Origin of the sequence: Streptococcus pluranimalium, from assembly GCF_047785705.1 — a bacterium.
In the GTDB taxonomy this organism is placed as follows: Bacteria; Bacillota; Bacilli; order Lactobacillales; family Streptococcaceae; genus Streptococcus; species Streptococcus pluranimalium_A.
Genome location: NZ_JBLOJV010000009.1, coordinates 1 through 13515, shown reverse-complemented (window position 1 = coordinate 13515; position 13515 = coordinate 1). Strand labels below are relative to the sequence as shown.

At 38.5% G+C, this 13515-nt stretch carries 24 protein-coding genes and 3 pseudogenes; 24 read left to right on the top strand and 3 right to left on the bottom strand.

Features of this window, described 5'->3' with window-relative positions:
* Positions 1 to 30 precede the first annotated feature (30 nt).
* From ACMZ6Z_RS03785 to ACMZ6Z_RS03750, 8 genes are all read left to right on the top strand, one after another.
* Positions 31 to 195, top strand: coding sequence for a hypothetical protein (locus tag ACMZ6Z_RS03785; protein ID WP_416131280.1), 165 nt, complete (start codon positions 31 to 33; stop codon positions 193 to 195).
* A 609-nt stretch (positions 196 to 804) separates the two neighbouring features.
* Positions 805 to 1032, top strand: coding sequence for a Blp family class II bacteriocin (locus ACMZ6Z_RS03780; protein WP_416131279.1), 228 nt, complete (start codon positions 805 to 807; stop codon positions 1030 to 1032).
* Between the two features lie 45 nt (positions 1033 to 1077).
* A complete protein-coding gene (locus tag ACMZ6Z_RS03775) occupies positions 1078 to 1461 on the top strand; it encodes a hypothetical protein (RefSeq protein ID WP_416131278.1) in 384 nt (127 codons plus the stop codon).
* Positions 1458 to 1676, top strand: coding sequence for a Blp family class II bacteriocin (locus ACMZ6Z_RS03770; protein ID WP_416131277.1), 219 nt, complete (start codon positions 1458 to 1460; stop codon positions 1674 to 1676). Before ACMZ6Z_RS03775 ends, ACMZ6Z_RS03770 begins: the two co-directional genes overlap by 4 nt.
* Complete coding sequence (gene blpZ, locus ACMZ6Z_RS03765; RefSeq protein ID WP_416131276.1) at positions 1586 to 1996, top strand: immunity protein BlpZ; 411 nt, start codon at positions 1586 to 1588, stop codon at positions 1994 to 1996. The genes ACMZ6Z_RS03770 and blpZ overlap by 91 nt, the downstream gene beginning before the upstream one ends.
* A 141-nt stretch (positions 1997 to 2137) precedes the next feature.
* Positions 2138 to 2221, top strand: a complete 84-nt coding sequence (locus ACMZ6Z_RS03760; RefSeq protein WP_416131325.1) for a ComC/BlpC family leader-containing pheromone/bacteriocin — start codon at positions 2138 to 2140, stop codon at positions 2219 to 2221.
* Between the two features lie 28 nt (positions 2222 to 2249).
* Complete coding sequence (locus ACMZ6Z_RS03755; protein ID WP_416131275.1) at positions 2250 to 2399, top strand: hypothetical protein; 150 nt, start codon at positions 2250 to 2252, stop codon at positions 2397 to 2399.
* Positions 2400 to 2414: 15 nt separating this feature from the next.
* Entirely contained in the window at positions 2415 to 2618 is a 204-nt protein-coding gene (locus ACMZ6Z_RS03750) for a TmhB bacteriocin enhancer peptide (RefSeq protein WP_416131274.1), read from the top strand.
* Between the two features lie 370 nt (positions 2619 to 2988).
* On the opposite strand, the pseudogene ACMZ6Z_RS03745 reads toward ACMZ6Z_RS03750, so the two are convergent.
* Positions 2989 to 3066, bottom strand: a pseudogene (locus ACMZ6Z_RS03745) (peptidase C39); the annotation flags it as partial.
* 291 nt (positions 3067 to 3357) lie between these two features.
* Here ACMZ6Z_RS03745 and ACMZ6Z_RS03740 point away from each other — a divergent pair.
* From ACMZ6Z_RS03740 to ACMZ6Z_RS03690, 11 genes and pseudogenes are all read left to right on the top strand, one after another.
* Entirely contained in the window at positions 3358 to 3534 is a 177-nt protein-coding gene (locus ACMZ6Z_RS03740; RefSeq protein ID WP_416131273.1) for a ComC/BlpC family leader-containing pheromone/bacteriocin, read from the top strand.
* Positions 3535 to 3572: 38 nt separating this feature from the next.
* On the top strand, positions 3573 to 4238 hold the full coding sequence (locus ACMZ6Z_RS03735) for a lysostaphin resistance A-like protein (protein WP_416131272.1): 666 nt from the start codon (positions 3573 to 3575) through the stop codon (positions 4236 to 4238).
* A 21-nt stretch (positions 4239 to 4259) separates the two neighbouring features.
* Positions 4260 to 4343, top strand: a complete 84-nt coding sequence (locus tag ACMZ6Z_RS03730) for a ComC/BlpC family leader-containing pheromone/bacteriocin (protein ID WP_416131324.1) — start codon at positions 4260 to 4262, stop codon at positions 4341 to 4343.
* A gap of 494 nt (positions 4344 to 4837) precedes the next feature.
* Positions 4838 to 5612 (top strand): annotated as a pseudogene (locus ACMZ6Z_RS03725) (ATP-binding cassette domain-containing protein).
* Positions 5609 to 6772, top strand: a complete 1164-nt coding sequence (locus tag ACMZ6Z_RS03720; RefSeq protein ID WP_416131271.1) for a hypothetical protein — start codon at positions 5609 to 5611, stop codon at positions 6770 to 6772. Before ACMZ6Z_RS03725 ends, ACMZ6Z_RS03720 begins: the two are co-directional and overlap by 4 nt.
* Positions 6773 to 7114: 342 nt before the next feature.
* Positions 7115 to 7252: a hypothetical protein gene (locus tag ACMZ6Z_RS03715; RefSeq protein ID WP_416131270.1), complete on the top strand. Its 138-nt coding sequence runs from the start codon at positions 7115 to 7117 to the stop codon at positions 7250 to 7252.
* A 347-nt stretch (positions 7253 to 7599) separates the two neighbouring features.
* A complete protein-coding gene (locus ACMZ6Z_RS03710) occupies positions 7600 to 7722 on the top strand; it encodes a hypothetical protein (protein ID WP_416131269.1) in 123 nt (40 codons plus the stop codon).
* A gap of 518 nt (positions 7723 to 8240) precedes the next feature.
* The gene (locus tag ACMZ6Z_RS03705) at positions 8241 to 8936 is read left to right on the top strand and encodes a lysostaphin resistance A-like protein (protein ID WP_416131268.1); all 696 of its coding nucleotides are present in this window, start codon (positions 8241 to 8243) and stop codon (positions 8934 to 8936) included.
* Positions 8937 to 9421: 485 nt separating this feature from the next.
* A complete protein-coding gene (locus ACMZ6Z_RS03700; protein WP_416131267.1) occupies positions 9422 to 9607 on the top strand; it encodes a hypothetical protein in 186 nt (61 codons plus the stop codon).
* Positions 9588 to 10343 (top strand): replication initiator protein A, encoded by a 756-nt coding sequence (locus tag ACMZ6Z_RS03695; protein ID WP_416131266.1) that lies wholly within the window; start codon positions 9588 to 9590, stop codon positions 10341 to 10343. Before ACMZ6Z_RS03700 ends, ACMZ6Z_RS03695 begins: the two co-directional genes overlap by 20 nt.
* Positions 10344 to 10506: 163 nt before the next feature.
* A pseudogene (locus ACMZ6Z_RS03690) lies at positions 10507 to 10974 on the top strand (DNA cytosine methyltransferase); the annotation flags it as partial.
* Here the strand turns inward: ACMZ6Z_RS03690 and ACMZ6Z_RS03685 are convergent.
* Positions 10958 to 11188, bottom strand: a complete 231-nt coding sequence (locus tag ACMZ6Z_RS03685; protein WP_416131265.1) for an IS630 transposase-related protein — start codon at positions 11186 to 11188, stop codon at positions 10958 to 10960. The pseudogene ACMZ6Z_RS03690 and the gene ACMZ6Z_RS03685 sit on opposite strands and share 17 nt — an antisense overlap.
* A gap of 84 nt (positions 11189 to 11272) precedes the next feature.
* Between ACMZ6Z_RS03685 and ACMZ6Z_RS03680 the strand changes: the two genes are divergently transcribed.
* The 5 genes from ACMZ6Z_RS03680 to ACMZ6Z_RS03660 are packed head-to-tail and all read left to right on the top strand — an operon-like array spanning position 11273 to position 12552.
* Positions 11273 to 11473, top strand: coding sequence for a hypothetical protein (locus ACMZ6Z_RS03680; protein ID WP_416131264.1), 201 nt, complete (start codon positions 11273 to 11275; stop codon positions 11471 to 11473).
* A 57-nt stretch (positions 11474 to 11530) separates the two neighbouring features.
* The gene (locus ACMZ6Z_RS03675) at positions 11531 to 11782 is read left to right on the top strand and encodes a DUF5965 family protein (protein ID WP_416131263.1); all 252 of its coding nucleotides are present in this window, start codon (positions 11531 to 11533) and stop codon (positions 11780 to 11782) included.
* Positions 11775 to 12068 carry a DUF5945 family protein gene (locus ACMZ6Z_RS03670; RefSeq protein WP_416131262.1) on the top strand — a complete coding sequence of 98 codons (294 nt, stop codon included), beginning with the start codon at positions 11775 to 11777 and terminating at the stop codon, positions 12066 to 12068. Before ACMZ6Z_RS03675 ends, ACMZ6Z_RS03670 begins: the two co-directional genes overlap by 8 nt.
* Before the next feature lie 11 nt (positions 12069 to 12079).
* Positions 12080 to 12196: a hypothetical protein gene (locus ACMZ6Z_RS03665; protein ID WP_416131261.1), complete on the top strand. Its 117-nt coding sequence runs from the start codon at positions 12080 to 12082 to the stop codon at positions 12194 to 12196.
* 47 nt (positions 12197 to 12243) lie between these two features.
* A complete protein-coding gene (locus ACMZ6Z_RS03660) occupies positions 12244 to 12552 on the top strand; it encodes a hypothetical protein (RefSeq protein WP_416131260.1) in 309 nt (102 codons plus the stop codon).
* On the opposite strand, the gene ACMZ6Z_RS03655 is transcribed toward ACMZ6Z_RS03660, so the two are convergent.
* Complete coding sequence (locus ACMZ6Z_RS03655) at positions 12547 to 13428, bottom strand: tyrosine-type recombinase/integrase (protein WP_416131323.1); 882 nt, start codon at positions 13426 to 13428, stop codon at positions 12547 to 12549. The two genes, ACMZ6Z_RS03660 and ACMZ6Z_RS03655, sit on opposite strands and share 6 nt — an antisense overlap.
* Positions 13429 to 13515 lie beyond the last annotated feature (87 nt).

Below are 13515 nucleotides of genomic sequence, written 5' to 3'. Positions count from 1 at the left end.
GCTTAGTGTAGTAGCAAGTGAGGTAGGTCTATGAAAGAATTGATTTATAATAAATATTTTTATGCTTTACTTACAGGTATTGGTGGCGGAGTGGTTGCTGGGTTACTCGGAACAGAGTCCTTAATTTTTTATCTAGTTGCTTTAATTTCGGTTAGCATGGTAAATAAAGCTTTAAAAAATAGTGGAGTGTTATGATGATTACAACAACAGAACCGCTTATGGCTCTCTGTTATTGAAGACGGAGCCTCAGCTAAATGTATTTTTGGAACAGCTGCTATATTTTATTTAGCATCTGGATTGCATCCTGCAGCGCTGTAATAAGTTTTTGTTAAACGTATGAAAAAAAATTCTCTATTTATTTTTTTGATATTAGCAAATGGAATATCTCTAATATGTCAATCGGATAATATTTTGGAATTTGGTATTTTTTCAATTTGTTCATTGGTTATAATGAAGAGTTGCTTATTCCAAAAGAAATAGGTTGTAATTGATTTTCTTAGGACACCAGCATGTTAGTTGGTGTCCTTTTTTCTATGGTAAACTCTCAACTCCACTCAAATGAGCTAGGAAAAGTCAGAACCCTAAAACTTGGCAATGGATGCTAAAGCAGCCCAGGTTCACCTTTTAAATAATTTCTGAATAGTCCCTTTTTCCATTGTAAACAGTTGAAAAATGACCATTCAGGATGTTATAGCTACCATTTAGGATTTTTTCGTCCAAAAAATAGAATTAGTGCTATACTAGACTTGTCCAGGTTGCAATCAGACAAAATATAAAACCTATATCATAAAGGAGATATTCATCATGAATACAAAAACAATGGAACAATTCAATGTGCTTAGTGCTGATACTCTTTCAATTGTTGATGGGGGAAGTAACGTTGGAGTTGGAGAATTTTTTCAAGCTCTAGGTGTATGTACTGTTTCAGGGGCTGCGCTGGGCAGTGTAGTTCCTCTAGTAGGGATTATCGGGGGAGCTATTTTAGGAGCACAATATTGCACCGGATTATGGGCAATTATTAGAACCCACTAATTTTTCGTGTTTAGATCAATACGTAGAATGTGAAAGGTGATGTTTATGGATAAAAAACTGCTCTTACCCATAGTGGTCTCTACGCTACTCACAAGTATTTTAGGAGTGCTACTGCACCGGCCATATTCAGAATTAATTATGTTGTTTATATATAATTGCTTATTTGAGTTATCAGCTTTTTGGCTAATCAATAAGAATTTTAAAAGCAAATGGAACTATCTAGACATTATCAATCGTATCAAGAGATATTTAGCTCGCACTGCATGGTTTCAATTGCTTATGCTTATCTATCTCATGTTGAGGAGCTATAATGGACTAGAGAATGGACTATTATTTTTCTACAGTCATGTGTTTATTATGTTCTATACTATGGGATATATCTTGTGTGTAAGTGATATTGAATTAAAAGAAAGAGGAGAAGAAAAATGACAAACGTAGTAACTAATTTGCCAATGTTATCAGAAGAGATGTTGACAGACATTCAAGGTGGTGGCAAGAACGGTGCGGATTTATTTTTGGCTGGAGTTGGAGGGGCTGTGGAAGGCGTAGCATTATGTCTTCAAGCAGTACCATTTCCAACGCCTCAAATTTACGCCGTTTGTGCTGCTGGAGGTGCAGTAGCTGCAATTATTTGGCCTCGCTAAAAACAAATAGGCTGATAAGAGTTCAGGTAGTTTTACCTGTTCTCTTATTCTTAAAGGAGAAGAACATGTATCGGTTACTTTTTTTTACAGATTCCAAAGTTTTAGATAAGCTTGCTCCGTATGTATTAGTTTTTAGTTCAGATAAAGTGGAATATAATGCATTGCTTATAACGATAATCTTAGTAGTAATATTCAGTATATGTTCATCGTTGCTATCATTTATCACCTTGGTTCTTGGTTCATTCTATATATTGTTTACATCTATTTTAAGATTATATTTTTTAAATAGGTTATTAATAAAAAAAGAATTGGGAAATTAGATGTTTGAATGCCAATACTTTCCCCATTTAGGAAAGTTAAATGACCGTTCAGGAAATGAAGCACTTATTTCTTGAGAAAGTGCTATACTAAAAGTGTTCTGTTGCAACGAACAAAAATTATATTTTAAGGAGGTATTCGATATGAATACACAAACCATTTCACAATTTGAACTGTTGGACACCGAATTACTTGCCGCTGTTGAAGGGGGGGGGGTACTCTGGTAAGCATTGTCTTAAAGACATGGGAGGATATATGTTAGCAGGGGTTGGAGGAGGAGCTCTTTGGGGAGCTCCAGCAGGAGGTATTGGTGCACTTCCAGGTGCTTTTGTTGGTGCACATGTTGGTGCAATTGGAGGAGGTTTTGCATGTATTGGTGGAATGATTGGCAATAAATTCAAATAAGAAAGGAGTGAAGTTATGAAACAGTACGAAGATTTTCAGATGCTACACGAGTTTGACTTGGTAAGTGTAAATGGCGGCAAAATTAATTGGGGGTCTGTCGCAGGAAATTGTGTAGGTGGAGCAATAGTTACAGGTGCTTTCTCAGGCCCATTCTATTTACTTGGCGCAGGAATAGGATGTGCTGTTGGATCAGGACAAGCTATTATTAATGGATTATAGATTATTATTACTTGTAACTTTATTTTTAGTTTTACTTATACTATTGATAATTGGTATTGTAAAAAAAGAAGAAGTACTGATGAGAATTTCTATAATTTTGTTTATCCTGCTTTTTATAAGAACAATCTTAAACTGTATTTTTCATTGAAAAATTGTAATTTTTATGAAGTATTACGACGAGGCTTGTAGAGGGCACTCGGTAAGTTCATTTTAAGACAATAGATGAAATGTTATTGTTCTTAATTTTAGGGCATACAAACCATTCAATACCAAGTTATCCAATCAAGCGCAATAAATGATTGATCTTACCAAGCTAATCTAACTTAAACTGTCTGAGCATGCTCAAACAGTTTTTTATTATGGCGCACTATGCAATAGAAGCCAAGGTAGCTACTCCAAAATCTCTAGCATCGATTTGAGGAACAAAGGTTCGTTTGTAAGATGTCATTGGAAAAATCCTTTCTTATTTAGTGATAAGACTATTATGACAAAAATAACGAAAAAAATACGTTCAAATCTTAAATGATCATCGAAACGTCCTGAATGGTAAAAAAATCCCAGGTTCACCTTTTAAGTAATTTCTGAACGGTCTATTTTTCATTGTAAACAGTTGAAAAATGACCATTCAGGATGTTATAGCTACCATTTAGGATTTTTTCGTCCAAAAAATAGAATTAGTGCTATACTAAAAGTGTTCTGTTGTAACGAACAAAAATTATATTTTAAGGAGGTATTCATCATGAATACACAAACAATGGAACAATTCAATGTGCTTAGTGCTGATGCTCTTGCAACTGTTCAAGGTGGTGAGGGAGGATGGTTTCTCCCATTGTTACCAACTTATAATCAAATTTTATCTAGTATTTGCGGTCTTGCAGATGGGTTGAAAGGTAGAAAGCATAAAGGAAGTTGCTAGAAAGTAGCTAGCTGCAAGTAATAGATAGGGAAAGCAAAATGAGATTACTAAAACTATGTGGTTTGATTGTGTTAACAATCTTCTTAAGCTTAGTGGTACAAATTCCAATTTATTTAGGGATTGGTATGTTTCAAGGGAGTGTTGTTCTTAAAATAACGATTTTGTTAATAGCTTTCTTGCTGTTATTGGGATGCTTATCACTGGTCAAAGTCAAGTGTTTTCCTAATATCCCTGTTAAAAAATATCTCTCTTTGAGAACGACTGTAGGTTGGACGCTATTATCATTCTTGTTAATTATTGGGATTAAATCGATATTGATAGGTTTTGGCTTGGATTTGGCTTCTGCTAACAATGACGATATCGTGCAACAATTCAATTCACCCAATATGTTGGTTATGCTAGTGGCTCTTCATTTCACAGGTCCAATTCTTGAAGAAGTTGTCTTTAGGGGGATTTTTCAAGAGAGTCTTATGAGATCATACCCAACTCAAAAATACCTTCCAATCTTTCTCTCATCATTTCTTTTTGCTTATGCCCATACCTATGTACTATCTGCTAATTTACTGGATTATTTTATAAGCGGCCTTCTTTTTAGTATCTTATATTGTCAACAAAGACAATTACGAGATAGTATATTTGCTCATGTTTTAACAAATTCACTCATCACTGTGTCATCTATTATGGCAGGACTACTGCTGAAATAATTTTAATAACGGAGAAAAACAATGAAAACTAAACATTTTAAAACTTTGACGACATCTGACTTGCAATACATCAATGGCGGTGACAATGAATCATATGATTTTTGATACAGAATCGGGAAAAATACTCGTAAAGGCATCAATGCAGTAGGTAAAGCTATCTGTGGAGTTGCCCCTTGGTGCTAATAAATATGAATTACCTTTTAAATTAAGAAAAAAGGAGGTATTCATCATGAATACAAAAACAATGAAACAATTCAATACTCTGAATTATGCTGAACTTGCTGCTGTCGAAGGGTGATGGGGTTATCGTTGGAGATGTAATAATGGTAAAACAAGTGCATGGCACATGTTTAGAGATAAAGCTCAGAGCAACGCAAATAATTATATGCTCCGAAACCTAGGAACTATTTGCACTGTTGATTATGCTTAAGATATGAAATAGTTACACTGGCGTTTTATTCAAAAATGTCAGTGTAATTATTTCTGAAGCGAGGAGATTTCTAATGCTATTGGAATTGAAGCAATTAAATAAAACTTACGGAACAAATAACGTTCTTAATCAGATTTCTGCTAAGTTTACCTCTGGTCTCTAAGGGCTTCTGGGGGCAAACGGGACGGGCAAGACCACCCTGCTCAATCTGATTAGCCACTTTACCCGCCCTGATGAGGGACAGATTTTGCTGGATGGCCACGCCCAGTCGGCTGATTTCTACCAGCACATCGGCTTTCTGCCCCAGCATTTCAGCTATTACGGCAACTTTACAGGCATGGACTTTCTGCTCTACATGGCAACCTTAAAAGGGATGTCCAAAAAACAGGCCAAGAAAGAGGCTGACCACCTGCTTCGGCTGGTGGGCCTGCACGATGTTCGTCGCAAGCGGATTGCAGCCTACTCTGGAGGCATGAAGCAGCGGCTAGGCATCGCTCAAGCCCTGCTCAATGACCCGAAAATCCTGATTTTGGACGAGCCGACAGTAGGCCTGGACCCCAAGGAGCGGGTCAAGTTCCGCAACATCATCAGCGACCTGTCCGCTCGCAAGATTATCCTCCTGTCCACCCACATTGTCTCCTGTCTCCGACGTGGAGGCCATCGCCAAGGAGATTATCATTTTGAAAAATGGGCAATTTCTTCAGCAGGGCAGTAGCCAAGAGCTGCTTGAGACCATGCTCGGTAAGGTCTGGGAGTTTCCCGTGCCTGATGGTTCACACCTGCCAAGCAGTGAGAACCTTGCCGTGGTCAATGAAAAAGTGACCTCATCTGGCCGAGTGTTCCGTGTGGTCACCAATCATCGCCCAAGCCAGCAAGCTCAACCTGTTAAGCCGAGTTTGGAAGACCTCTACATTTACCACTTTAGAGAGGAGCAAGTCTCATGAGAACCATCTTATTCTTTGAATTGACCAAATTACTCCGTAAAAAATCAGCTCTAGGAGCAGTAACGGTTGCCCTACTAGCCTTGTTCGGCTTGTTTTATACTAATTTTTTTGTCGGTCAGATTAGTGGGTATTCTTCTGACAAAGTTAATGGCAAAGCAGCTGTTGCCATTAATCGGCAGATTGCTGAAGAACACACAGGCTACTTATCAGATGATTTGATGAGTCGCATTCTCAATGACTACGCTAAAAACCAGCCTGATCTCAAGAAAAAAGGGGTTTACAACGTGGTCTCTCATTACGCTATTAGTGAGTTAATCCCTGATTCTAATGAGATGTTGATTACTATTAACCAGACCGATGAGGTGCTCCAGTTCGACAACATTAAACTGAAATCTCAGGAGCAGTTAGGTTCTCATTTTCCACTTGAGGAGTTGAAACTAGGGAATTTCGCCCCTTGGAACCAACTTTTTCTGGTTAGTAATAGTGTCTATATTCTCATTTTGCTCCTGTCTGTTTACCTGTCAGCTCCCTTGTTTTCTGGTGATTTTAGTAAGAAAATGAATCCGATTCTCTTGACGACCAAGTATGGCCGTAATAAACTAACGGTGGCCAAGTTGACAGCCAGTTTACTGATTAGCACTAGCTTGTTTGTGGTTTTTAACGCCATCATTTTAGCAGTCTTCGCCTGGTACTTTGGTTTTAGCGGTTGGGACACCAGTATTCAGCTTAACCTTTACTGGATTGATCCATTTGTCAACATTATGGCCTTTCCAGAGAAGTTGACACTCCTGTCAACCTTTGTCAACTTGCTTGTCTTTCAGTTTATCGGTCTGGTCTTTATCACGGCAGTTAATGCCCTTATTTCCAGTAAAACCAAGTCTCCCTTGACCATCTTTGCTGTGTCCGCTGGTTCTATTTTTGTACCTAGTTTCCTTTTGCAAGTTTTCCAAGGCGGTCTTATCCACAAACTGCTGACCATCGTCTCTGTGTCAACGTCAAATACCGCAGGTCTGATGTTACAACTATCTAATCAGGGACCACAAGGCTTTTTCTTGGATAATTTTTGGGTAAATGGTGGCCTGATAATTGGATTTAGACTACTTATTGTTGGGTTGTTTTTATATTGTACATATAAGATAATCACGAAAGTGCAGCGCTAATGATGAGAATAAATTATTCATAGAAGGAACCTTTTGACAACAAGCCAAGTCAAAAGGTTTTATTTTTTGTAAAGAGATTTCTAGTTATGATTTATAATTTCAGTTTATTTGAACTTTTCCGGTGTTTTATGAGGTAGACTGAAAAGTAAAATATTTTTTCGACTTGCTTAAAAAAAATAACACCTGAGCACTCACTTTACCTTCTTATAATGGTCAAAGTTTCCCATTCAGGACGTTTCGATGACCATTCAGGAAATGAAGCACTTATTTTTTGAGAAAGTGCTATACTAGAATTGTTCTGTAGTAAGGAACAAGTAATCATCATTTAAGGAGGTATTTGATATGAGTGCAAATGTCATCGAAAAATTTGCGGTAATGAATAGCAGGAAGCACTCAACAGTAGAGGGAGAAAGTGACGTTGGAGCTATTTTAGGAGCACAATATTGTACCGTAACATGGGCGATTGTTAGAATCCACTGATTCTTTAATAGTTAGATTAAGACGTAGAATGTGAAGGGTAACCTCTATGGCTAAAAAGCTACTATTGCCCATAGTGATCTCTACACTCCTTATCAGCATTTTAGGAGTACTACTAAACCGCCCTTATTCAGAATTAACACTGCTTATTTGAGATATCTGTTTTTTGGCTAATCACTAAAACTCTTAAAAGCAAACGGACTTATTTAGACATTATCAATCGATTCAAGAGCTATTTAGCTCACACTGTATGGCTGCAATTGTTGATGTTTGTCTATCTCACGTTGAGGATATGTAATGGGCTATATCTTATGTGTAAGCGATATTGAATTAACAGAAAGAGGTAAAAAATGAGGAAAGTAGTAACTAAGTTACCAATGTTATCAGAAGAGATGTTGACAGACATTCAAGGTGGTGGCAAGAACGGTGCGGATTTATTTTTGAATGGCTATGGGACAACATGTTGGAGGTAGGTCTATGGATATAAAATCATTTTTAATGGGGTTGATTATAGGATTGATACTCCCGCTTTTCGATCGAAAAATAGTAAAAAAATGTAAGTTATCAAAAGAAGATTAACTAAAAAAAACCGTCAAATATAATGATTATTTTGCAGCAGTATATCAAAGAGGATCACTTGTTAGGAAGGTACTTATAATGAACACATAGTTATAAACTTGAAGAAAAAGTCATAATTTGGGCATATTAAAAAAGTTGGTTTAATGCGAAAATAGAGCGTTCGATTTGTGGTATCCTTATCGCTTAGAGAGAAGGATGAAGAGACAGCCTACATCTTTCCTATTAGCTTCGATGGCTCTGGTTTCAACAACCATTTCTTTGGCTACTTCCCTCAAATGGGCTAGAAAATACCCATCTATCTCAAACAAACCATACAACTGCGATTAATCTTGTACGTCTTAGGCTGGTTTTCTGGCTAGCTTTAGGATTTTCAAGCATTAGTCACTTCAGAACGAAACAGGAGGATTACATAATGAAACGTTTTAAAAAAATACTTAAATTTATTGGTCTGGTATTACTGGTGTTAACCCTTAATCTCTTTCCGATGGCATTGATTGCAGCTCAAGACAAAACGCCAGCGCCGATGCAATGGCTTGCTGGCCTTGGTTATTTACTGATTGCTAGTGCCATAGTGGTTATGGTTTGGAAAAAATATAAGAGCAAAGATCAGATCACTAAATTACCATTTACCTGGAAAGATTTTGGGATTGCTTTCCTCTTTTATCTTGCCACTCGCCTGATCGCTATTGCAGGAACTTTTTTAATCCAAATCATCACGGGTAATGCCATGTCAGCTAACGATGCAGCTTTAATGGCTACTAATGAGCAACTTAGCCAGATGTTTCCCTTATATTTTATTGCTTTTCATGTCGCTATCGGTGTCTTTGCCCCGATTATGGAGGAACTTGTGTTTAGAGGCTTTTTTAGTCGCTATTTCTTTCAAAGCCATTCTAAAAAGGTGACATGGCTAGTGAGTACTTCCATTTTTGCTTTGCTACATATCACTTATCCAATCGAATTTCTGATGTATTTTGCCCTAGGAACGATTTTTTACTTGGCATATGCTCGTCGTGAAAACCTTGTTGACTCGATTGTTGTCCATCTTCTGAATAATGGCTTATTAGTTCTTATATCTGTTGTTAATTATCTGATCTTGATTTTTGGTTAACAATAGCATGATAAAAGACATCAAGACCAGCGATTGTATTTTTTCCTGATAGAAGAAACCAATGACGGTAAAATCCAAAAAATCGTGTTATAATGAAAGGTAGTGATTTCAATCTGATATCAGATTTCTAAATATGATAGTTGAAAACCCTTATACGAAAGGATTTTACACAAATGGCAATTATTCAATGGTTGAATGGGAGCTATGATATTTATCACCGAAAATCGGACTTATTATTTTATGAATAATGACTGCAAAACCCTTGAACTATAAGGGTTTTTACTTTCTATCAAAATTATTTGATTTAGTAACTGGTATTTGATAATTGAGCAATAATAAGCAATAGTAAGTAAAATTTGGTGACTTTTTTGGTGACTCAAAATCAGTAATTTTTGAAGTATTATTTGGATATTGAGAATATATTATTGCTTAGGGAAGAACAGTTTAGAGTGTTCTTGCCTTTTTATTTTACAAGGAGGAAAATCGTGGAACTTATAGAATCAACTCGACTTGGTGTCGTTGGCTACCTTATGCTTACTATGGGAGTAACACCACATACAGCGAAAGAAATCCTGAAAGAATTAGAAACAAGTGGTCTGGTTAATATCACCGCAAGAGGTCAACTTGAAATCAAAGTATTGGAGGACAATCATGAAACGCATTACCGCTAATCAGTATCAGACCTCAGAGCGTTATTACAAGCTCCCAAAACTCTTGTTTGAGAGCGAGCGCTACAAGGACATGAAGTTGGAAGTCAAAGTAGCTTACGCCGTCTTAAAAGATCGCTTAGAATTGTCATTGAGTAGGGGCTGGATAGATGAGCAGGGCTTTATCTACTTGATTTACTCTAACTCAAAATTGATGGCACTTTTAGGCTGTTCAAAGTCAAAACTCTTGGCTATTAAGAAATCACTGCGAGACTTTGGACTTATTGAAGAAGTCCAACAGTCATCAAGTGAAAAAGGACGGCTCGCAAACAAGATTTATCTTGGTGAGTTGGAACATGAACCGACCCCCGTGTCAAATTCAGACGGGGGTGGTGTTAAAAAAAAAACACGGGGCCAGTCTCAAAATCAGACGGGCCCCGTCTCAATTTCAGCCACTAGTGAGACTGAATATAGTGAGACTGAAATTCTTTCTGAGGACGAGGAGGAGAGGGTCCTGACACGGAAAGTTGAAAAAACGACAGTCTATGACAAAGAGTATATCTGGGGCCTGGTTTACGACCAGCTTATTCGAGAGGGGTTCACACAGGGGGCGGCAGAGTTTGCCATGAGGCATTTTGATAATCGCTACCAGTATGCTCTGGAGAATATGCGATTTGCTAGAACGGCCGAAGTCATCGCAGACTATGTCTTTAATGGGATTCTGGCAGAGTGGAATAAGGAACGCCGCTTGGCAGGATGAAAGAAGGTGAGAACCATGTGGTGGAAACTTGCACTAGGCATTTTTATTGTGTGAATCATCAGTCTGGTGGTTGAGATTATCAATGCTCCAGAGATGGAGGACCATATCTAACAAAGGCTTTACGGGAAGTAAGGTCTTTTTTGATACCCGAAAGGAGAAACAGATGAACTTTTTTGATTGCTTTGCAGGGATTGGAGGCTTTCGCTTAGGGATGGAAAGTCAAGGCCATACCTGCATTGGTTTTTGCGAAATAGATAAATTCGCTAGACGGTCTTATCAGGCCATTCACGACACAGAAGGAGAATTAGAATACCATGACATTACCCAAATCACCGACGACCAACTCAGGCAGCTCCGAGGACAAGTGGATGTCCTCTGTGGGGGCTTTCCTTGCCAAGCCTTTTCTCTCGCAGGCAGACGACTGGGACGACTGGGATTTGAAGACACTAGAGGCACTCTCTTTTTTGAGCTTGCTCGATGTGCCAAGGAAATCCAACCACCTTATCTATTTTTTGAGAACGTCAAGGGGTTACTCAGTCACGACCAGGGACGGATATTCGCCACAATCCTCACTACGCTTTATGAATTGGGGTATCATGTCGAGTGGCAGGTGCTTAACAGTAAAGATTTCGGCCTACAAGGTACTCTTCCAGTTGGTCTAAAGGGAGTTTGCGAGGGCTCCTAGAACGTGGTTTACGATTCAAATGCCCCTCTTTTTCCAACTGTTTCTCCCAAAGGTGTAACGTATTTGTACTGATTCCAAATAAAGCACATGCTTCTTTCTTAGTATGCCCTGATTGGACGTCGTTAATAACACGTTTTCTAAAATCAATTCCGTAAGCCATAACTCTAGTATAATATATACTAATTAAAAACTAAAGTACTATATAACCTTGGCCGTTGATAACGATGAAGCAGGACGGGAGTTTGTGGCTAACATTAAGGAGCAGAGTTTTCCCGTACAACTTGATTTACCACCCCTTATTTCAGGTCAGGACAAGGCGGATTGGAACGATGTTTTGGTCAGGCAAGGCAAAGAGCCGGAACTGGAAGACATGATTGCCCAGGTCAAGGCAGAGTTGCCAAACGGGCCCGTACTTGTCCGCTCTGCCATGAGCTTAGACCTGTGATGAAAAAATCAAGAAGGCTTTGATAAGCTAGAAAAAATAGATGAAGGAGGAAACGCTATGAGTATGAGCCAGGTGGCTCGCTTAGAGGATAAGGTGGCTAAACAGACTGAACGGGTCATAAAGGAGCAGAATCGTTTAGATGAGCTCCAACAACAGCTCCAGGAAGCCATGTTTAGTAGTTTTATGGCTAGGCAAGCTCACAGTCAGTTGAGCTTTGACCAGGCCTTAGATAAGGCATTTGGGTCCTTATCCCAAGGTGATAGACCCCGTCAGAAAAATAATGAAGAAGTGAGGATAGACCATGACTAAGACAGAAGAATGGGCTTTTGATGGCCAGTTAGAGGCAACAGAGACACCAACAACTAGCCCAGCAGAAGAACGAGCTAAGATTGCAGCACTATTTGGTAAACCAGCTCCAGAGCAGAAAGCCAGTGAGTCAATTGATTACGCAGCAGCCTTTGCGGCTCATAAGGGGAAACAAGCCCCAGAGCTAAAAGCCCAGGAGCAAGTGAAACTAGAACAGGAAACTCCGTCGCAGACGATTCAGAAGATGATATTACAGCCTCTTACAAGGCCCATCTTACTCAGCTATTGAGTGGCCATCAGTTGGAGCTGGAGAACTACCAAGAGCAACTGGAGCAGATTCAGCAACAGGTGTCTCAAAAGGAAACAACCGTGAAAACCATCAAGGCTATTCTTATGGCCATTGATAGTCTTAACTAGGAAACAGTCCCTTGTGGGCTGTTTTTCAATGAGAAGGAGCAAAGCAAATGTTTAGAAAACTATTCGGAAAGGAAGCAACTGGTCGGCCCTCCAGTGATCGATTCAAGTCTCTGATTCACACCCTATCAGCCATGACTGAGGAAGAGTTGGTAAAGGTGGAGAGACTACTTGACCTGGTCTTTGATAGCAAGGGAGGCGCTTTCGCTCAGACAGACCATCTGATACCAGAGACGATACAGCCCCCTGAATTTAGTCTTGATGAACAGATTGAAGAAGCCAGAGCACAACTGAAAACAGATGAGCTAGAGAAAAAAATAGAGCAGTTTAGGAAGCATAAAAAATCAGAGCGATTATGAGTTTATGGTATTGAGGGGATTGTGATGGATTAGGATTTCTTGTTGTTTTGCCGAAGAAACATGAGTGTAAATCTGAGTTACTGCAATTGAACTGTGCCCGAGAAGTTGTTGAATGTAGCGAATATCAACATTATCATCTAGCAACATGGTTGCGAAACTGTGTCTGAACATGTGTGGAGTAATGATTTTAGAGAATTTCAATGTTGTGGAAATAGTTCTTAATAGTCGTCGGACGGTTTGTTCTTTAAGGTATTCGTCATGATTTTTGCCTGGGAATAAGTAAGTCGTTTGATGGGGGAAATCAGTTGCGAGATAATCTAATAATAACTGAAAGGTTCTCTCATGACCAATATAGAGTAAACGTTCCTTATTGCCTTTTCCGATTACCTGAATCGTCCTTGAGTTGAAATTAAGTTGTTCTCGCTTTAATTGGCAAAGTTCCGAAATGCGTAATCCGGTTGCGAGCAGAAGCAGGCAGATTAATAAGTTTCGACAGGATCTCTTTTTAGCATAGTTTGTTTTTGCTTGAGCTAGCTGATGCTCTAAATAGTGATACAGTTGTTTCAATTCATGAGAAGGTATTGTTTTTGGCAATCTTTTCTCAGATCGAAATTGATACTTGAATCTTAATAAAGGATTTTCAGAACAAAGATTTTGTTCTTCCAAGTACTGATAAAATGATTTAAGACTAGCAATCTTTCGTTTAAGAGTGCTAGTCTTTTTTGTGTTTAATATTAAATTATTTAGATAGTCTGTCACATCGGAGAAGTCAGAATTTAAAAATTGCTGGAGGTCTGTATTATATGCCCGTAAAGTATGTTTGCTGAGGCGTTTATAATATTGGCAATGATGTAGATAAGCTTCTAAATGGTTCATAGTTAACTCCCTATTTGAAATGATAACAGACCTATTATAGTCCAGATTATTTAAAAAGTATACTGATAATAAATAGTTATCGGGAGG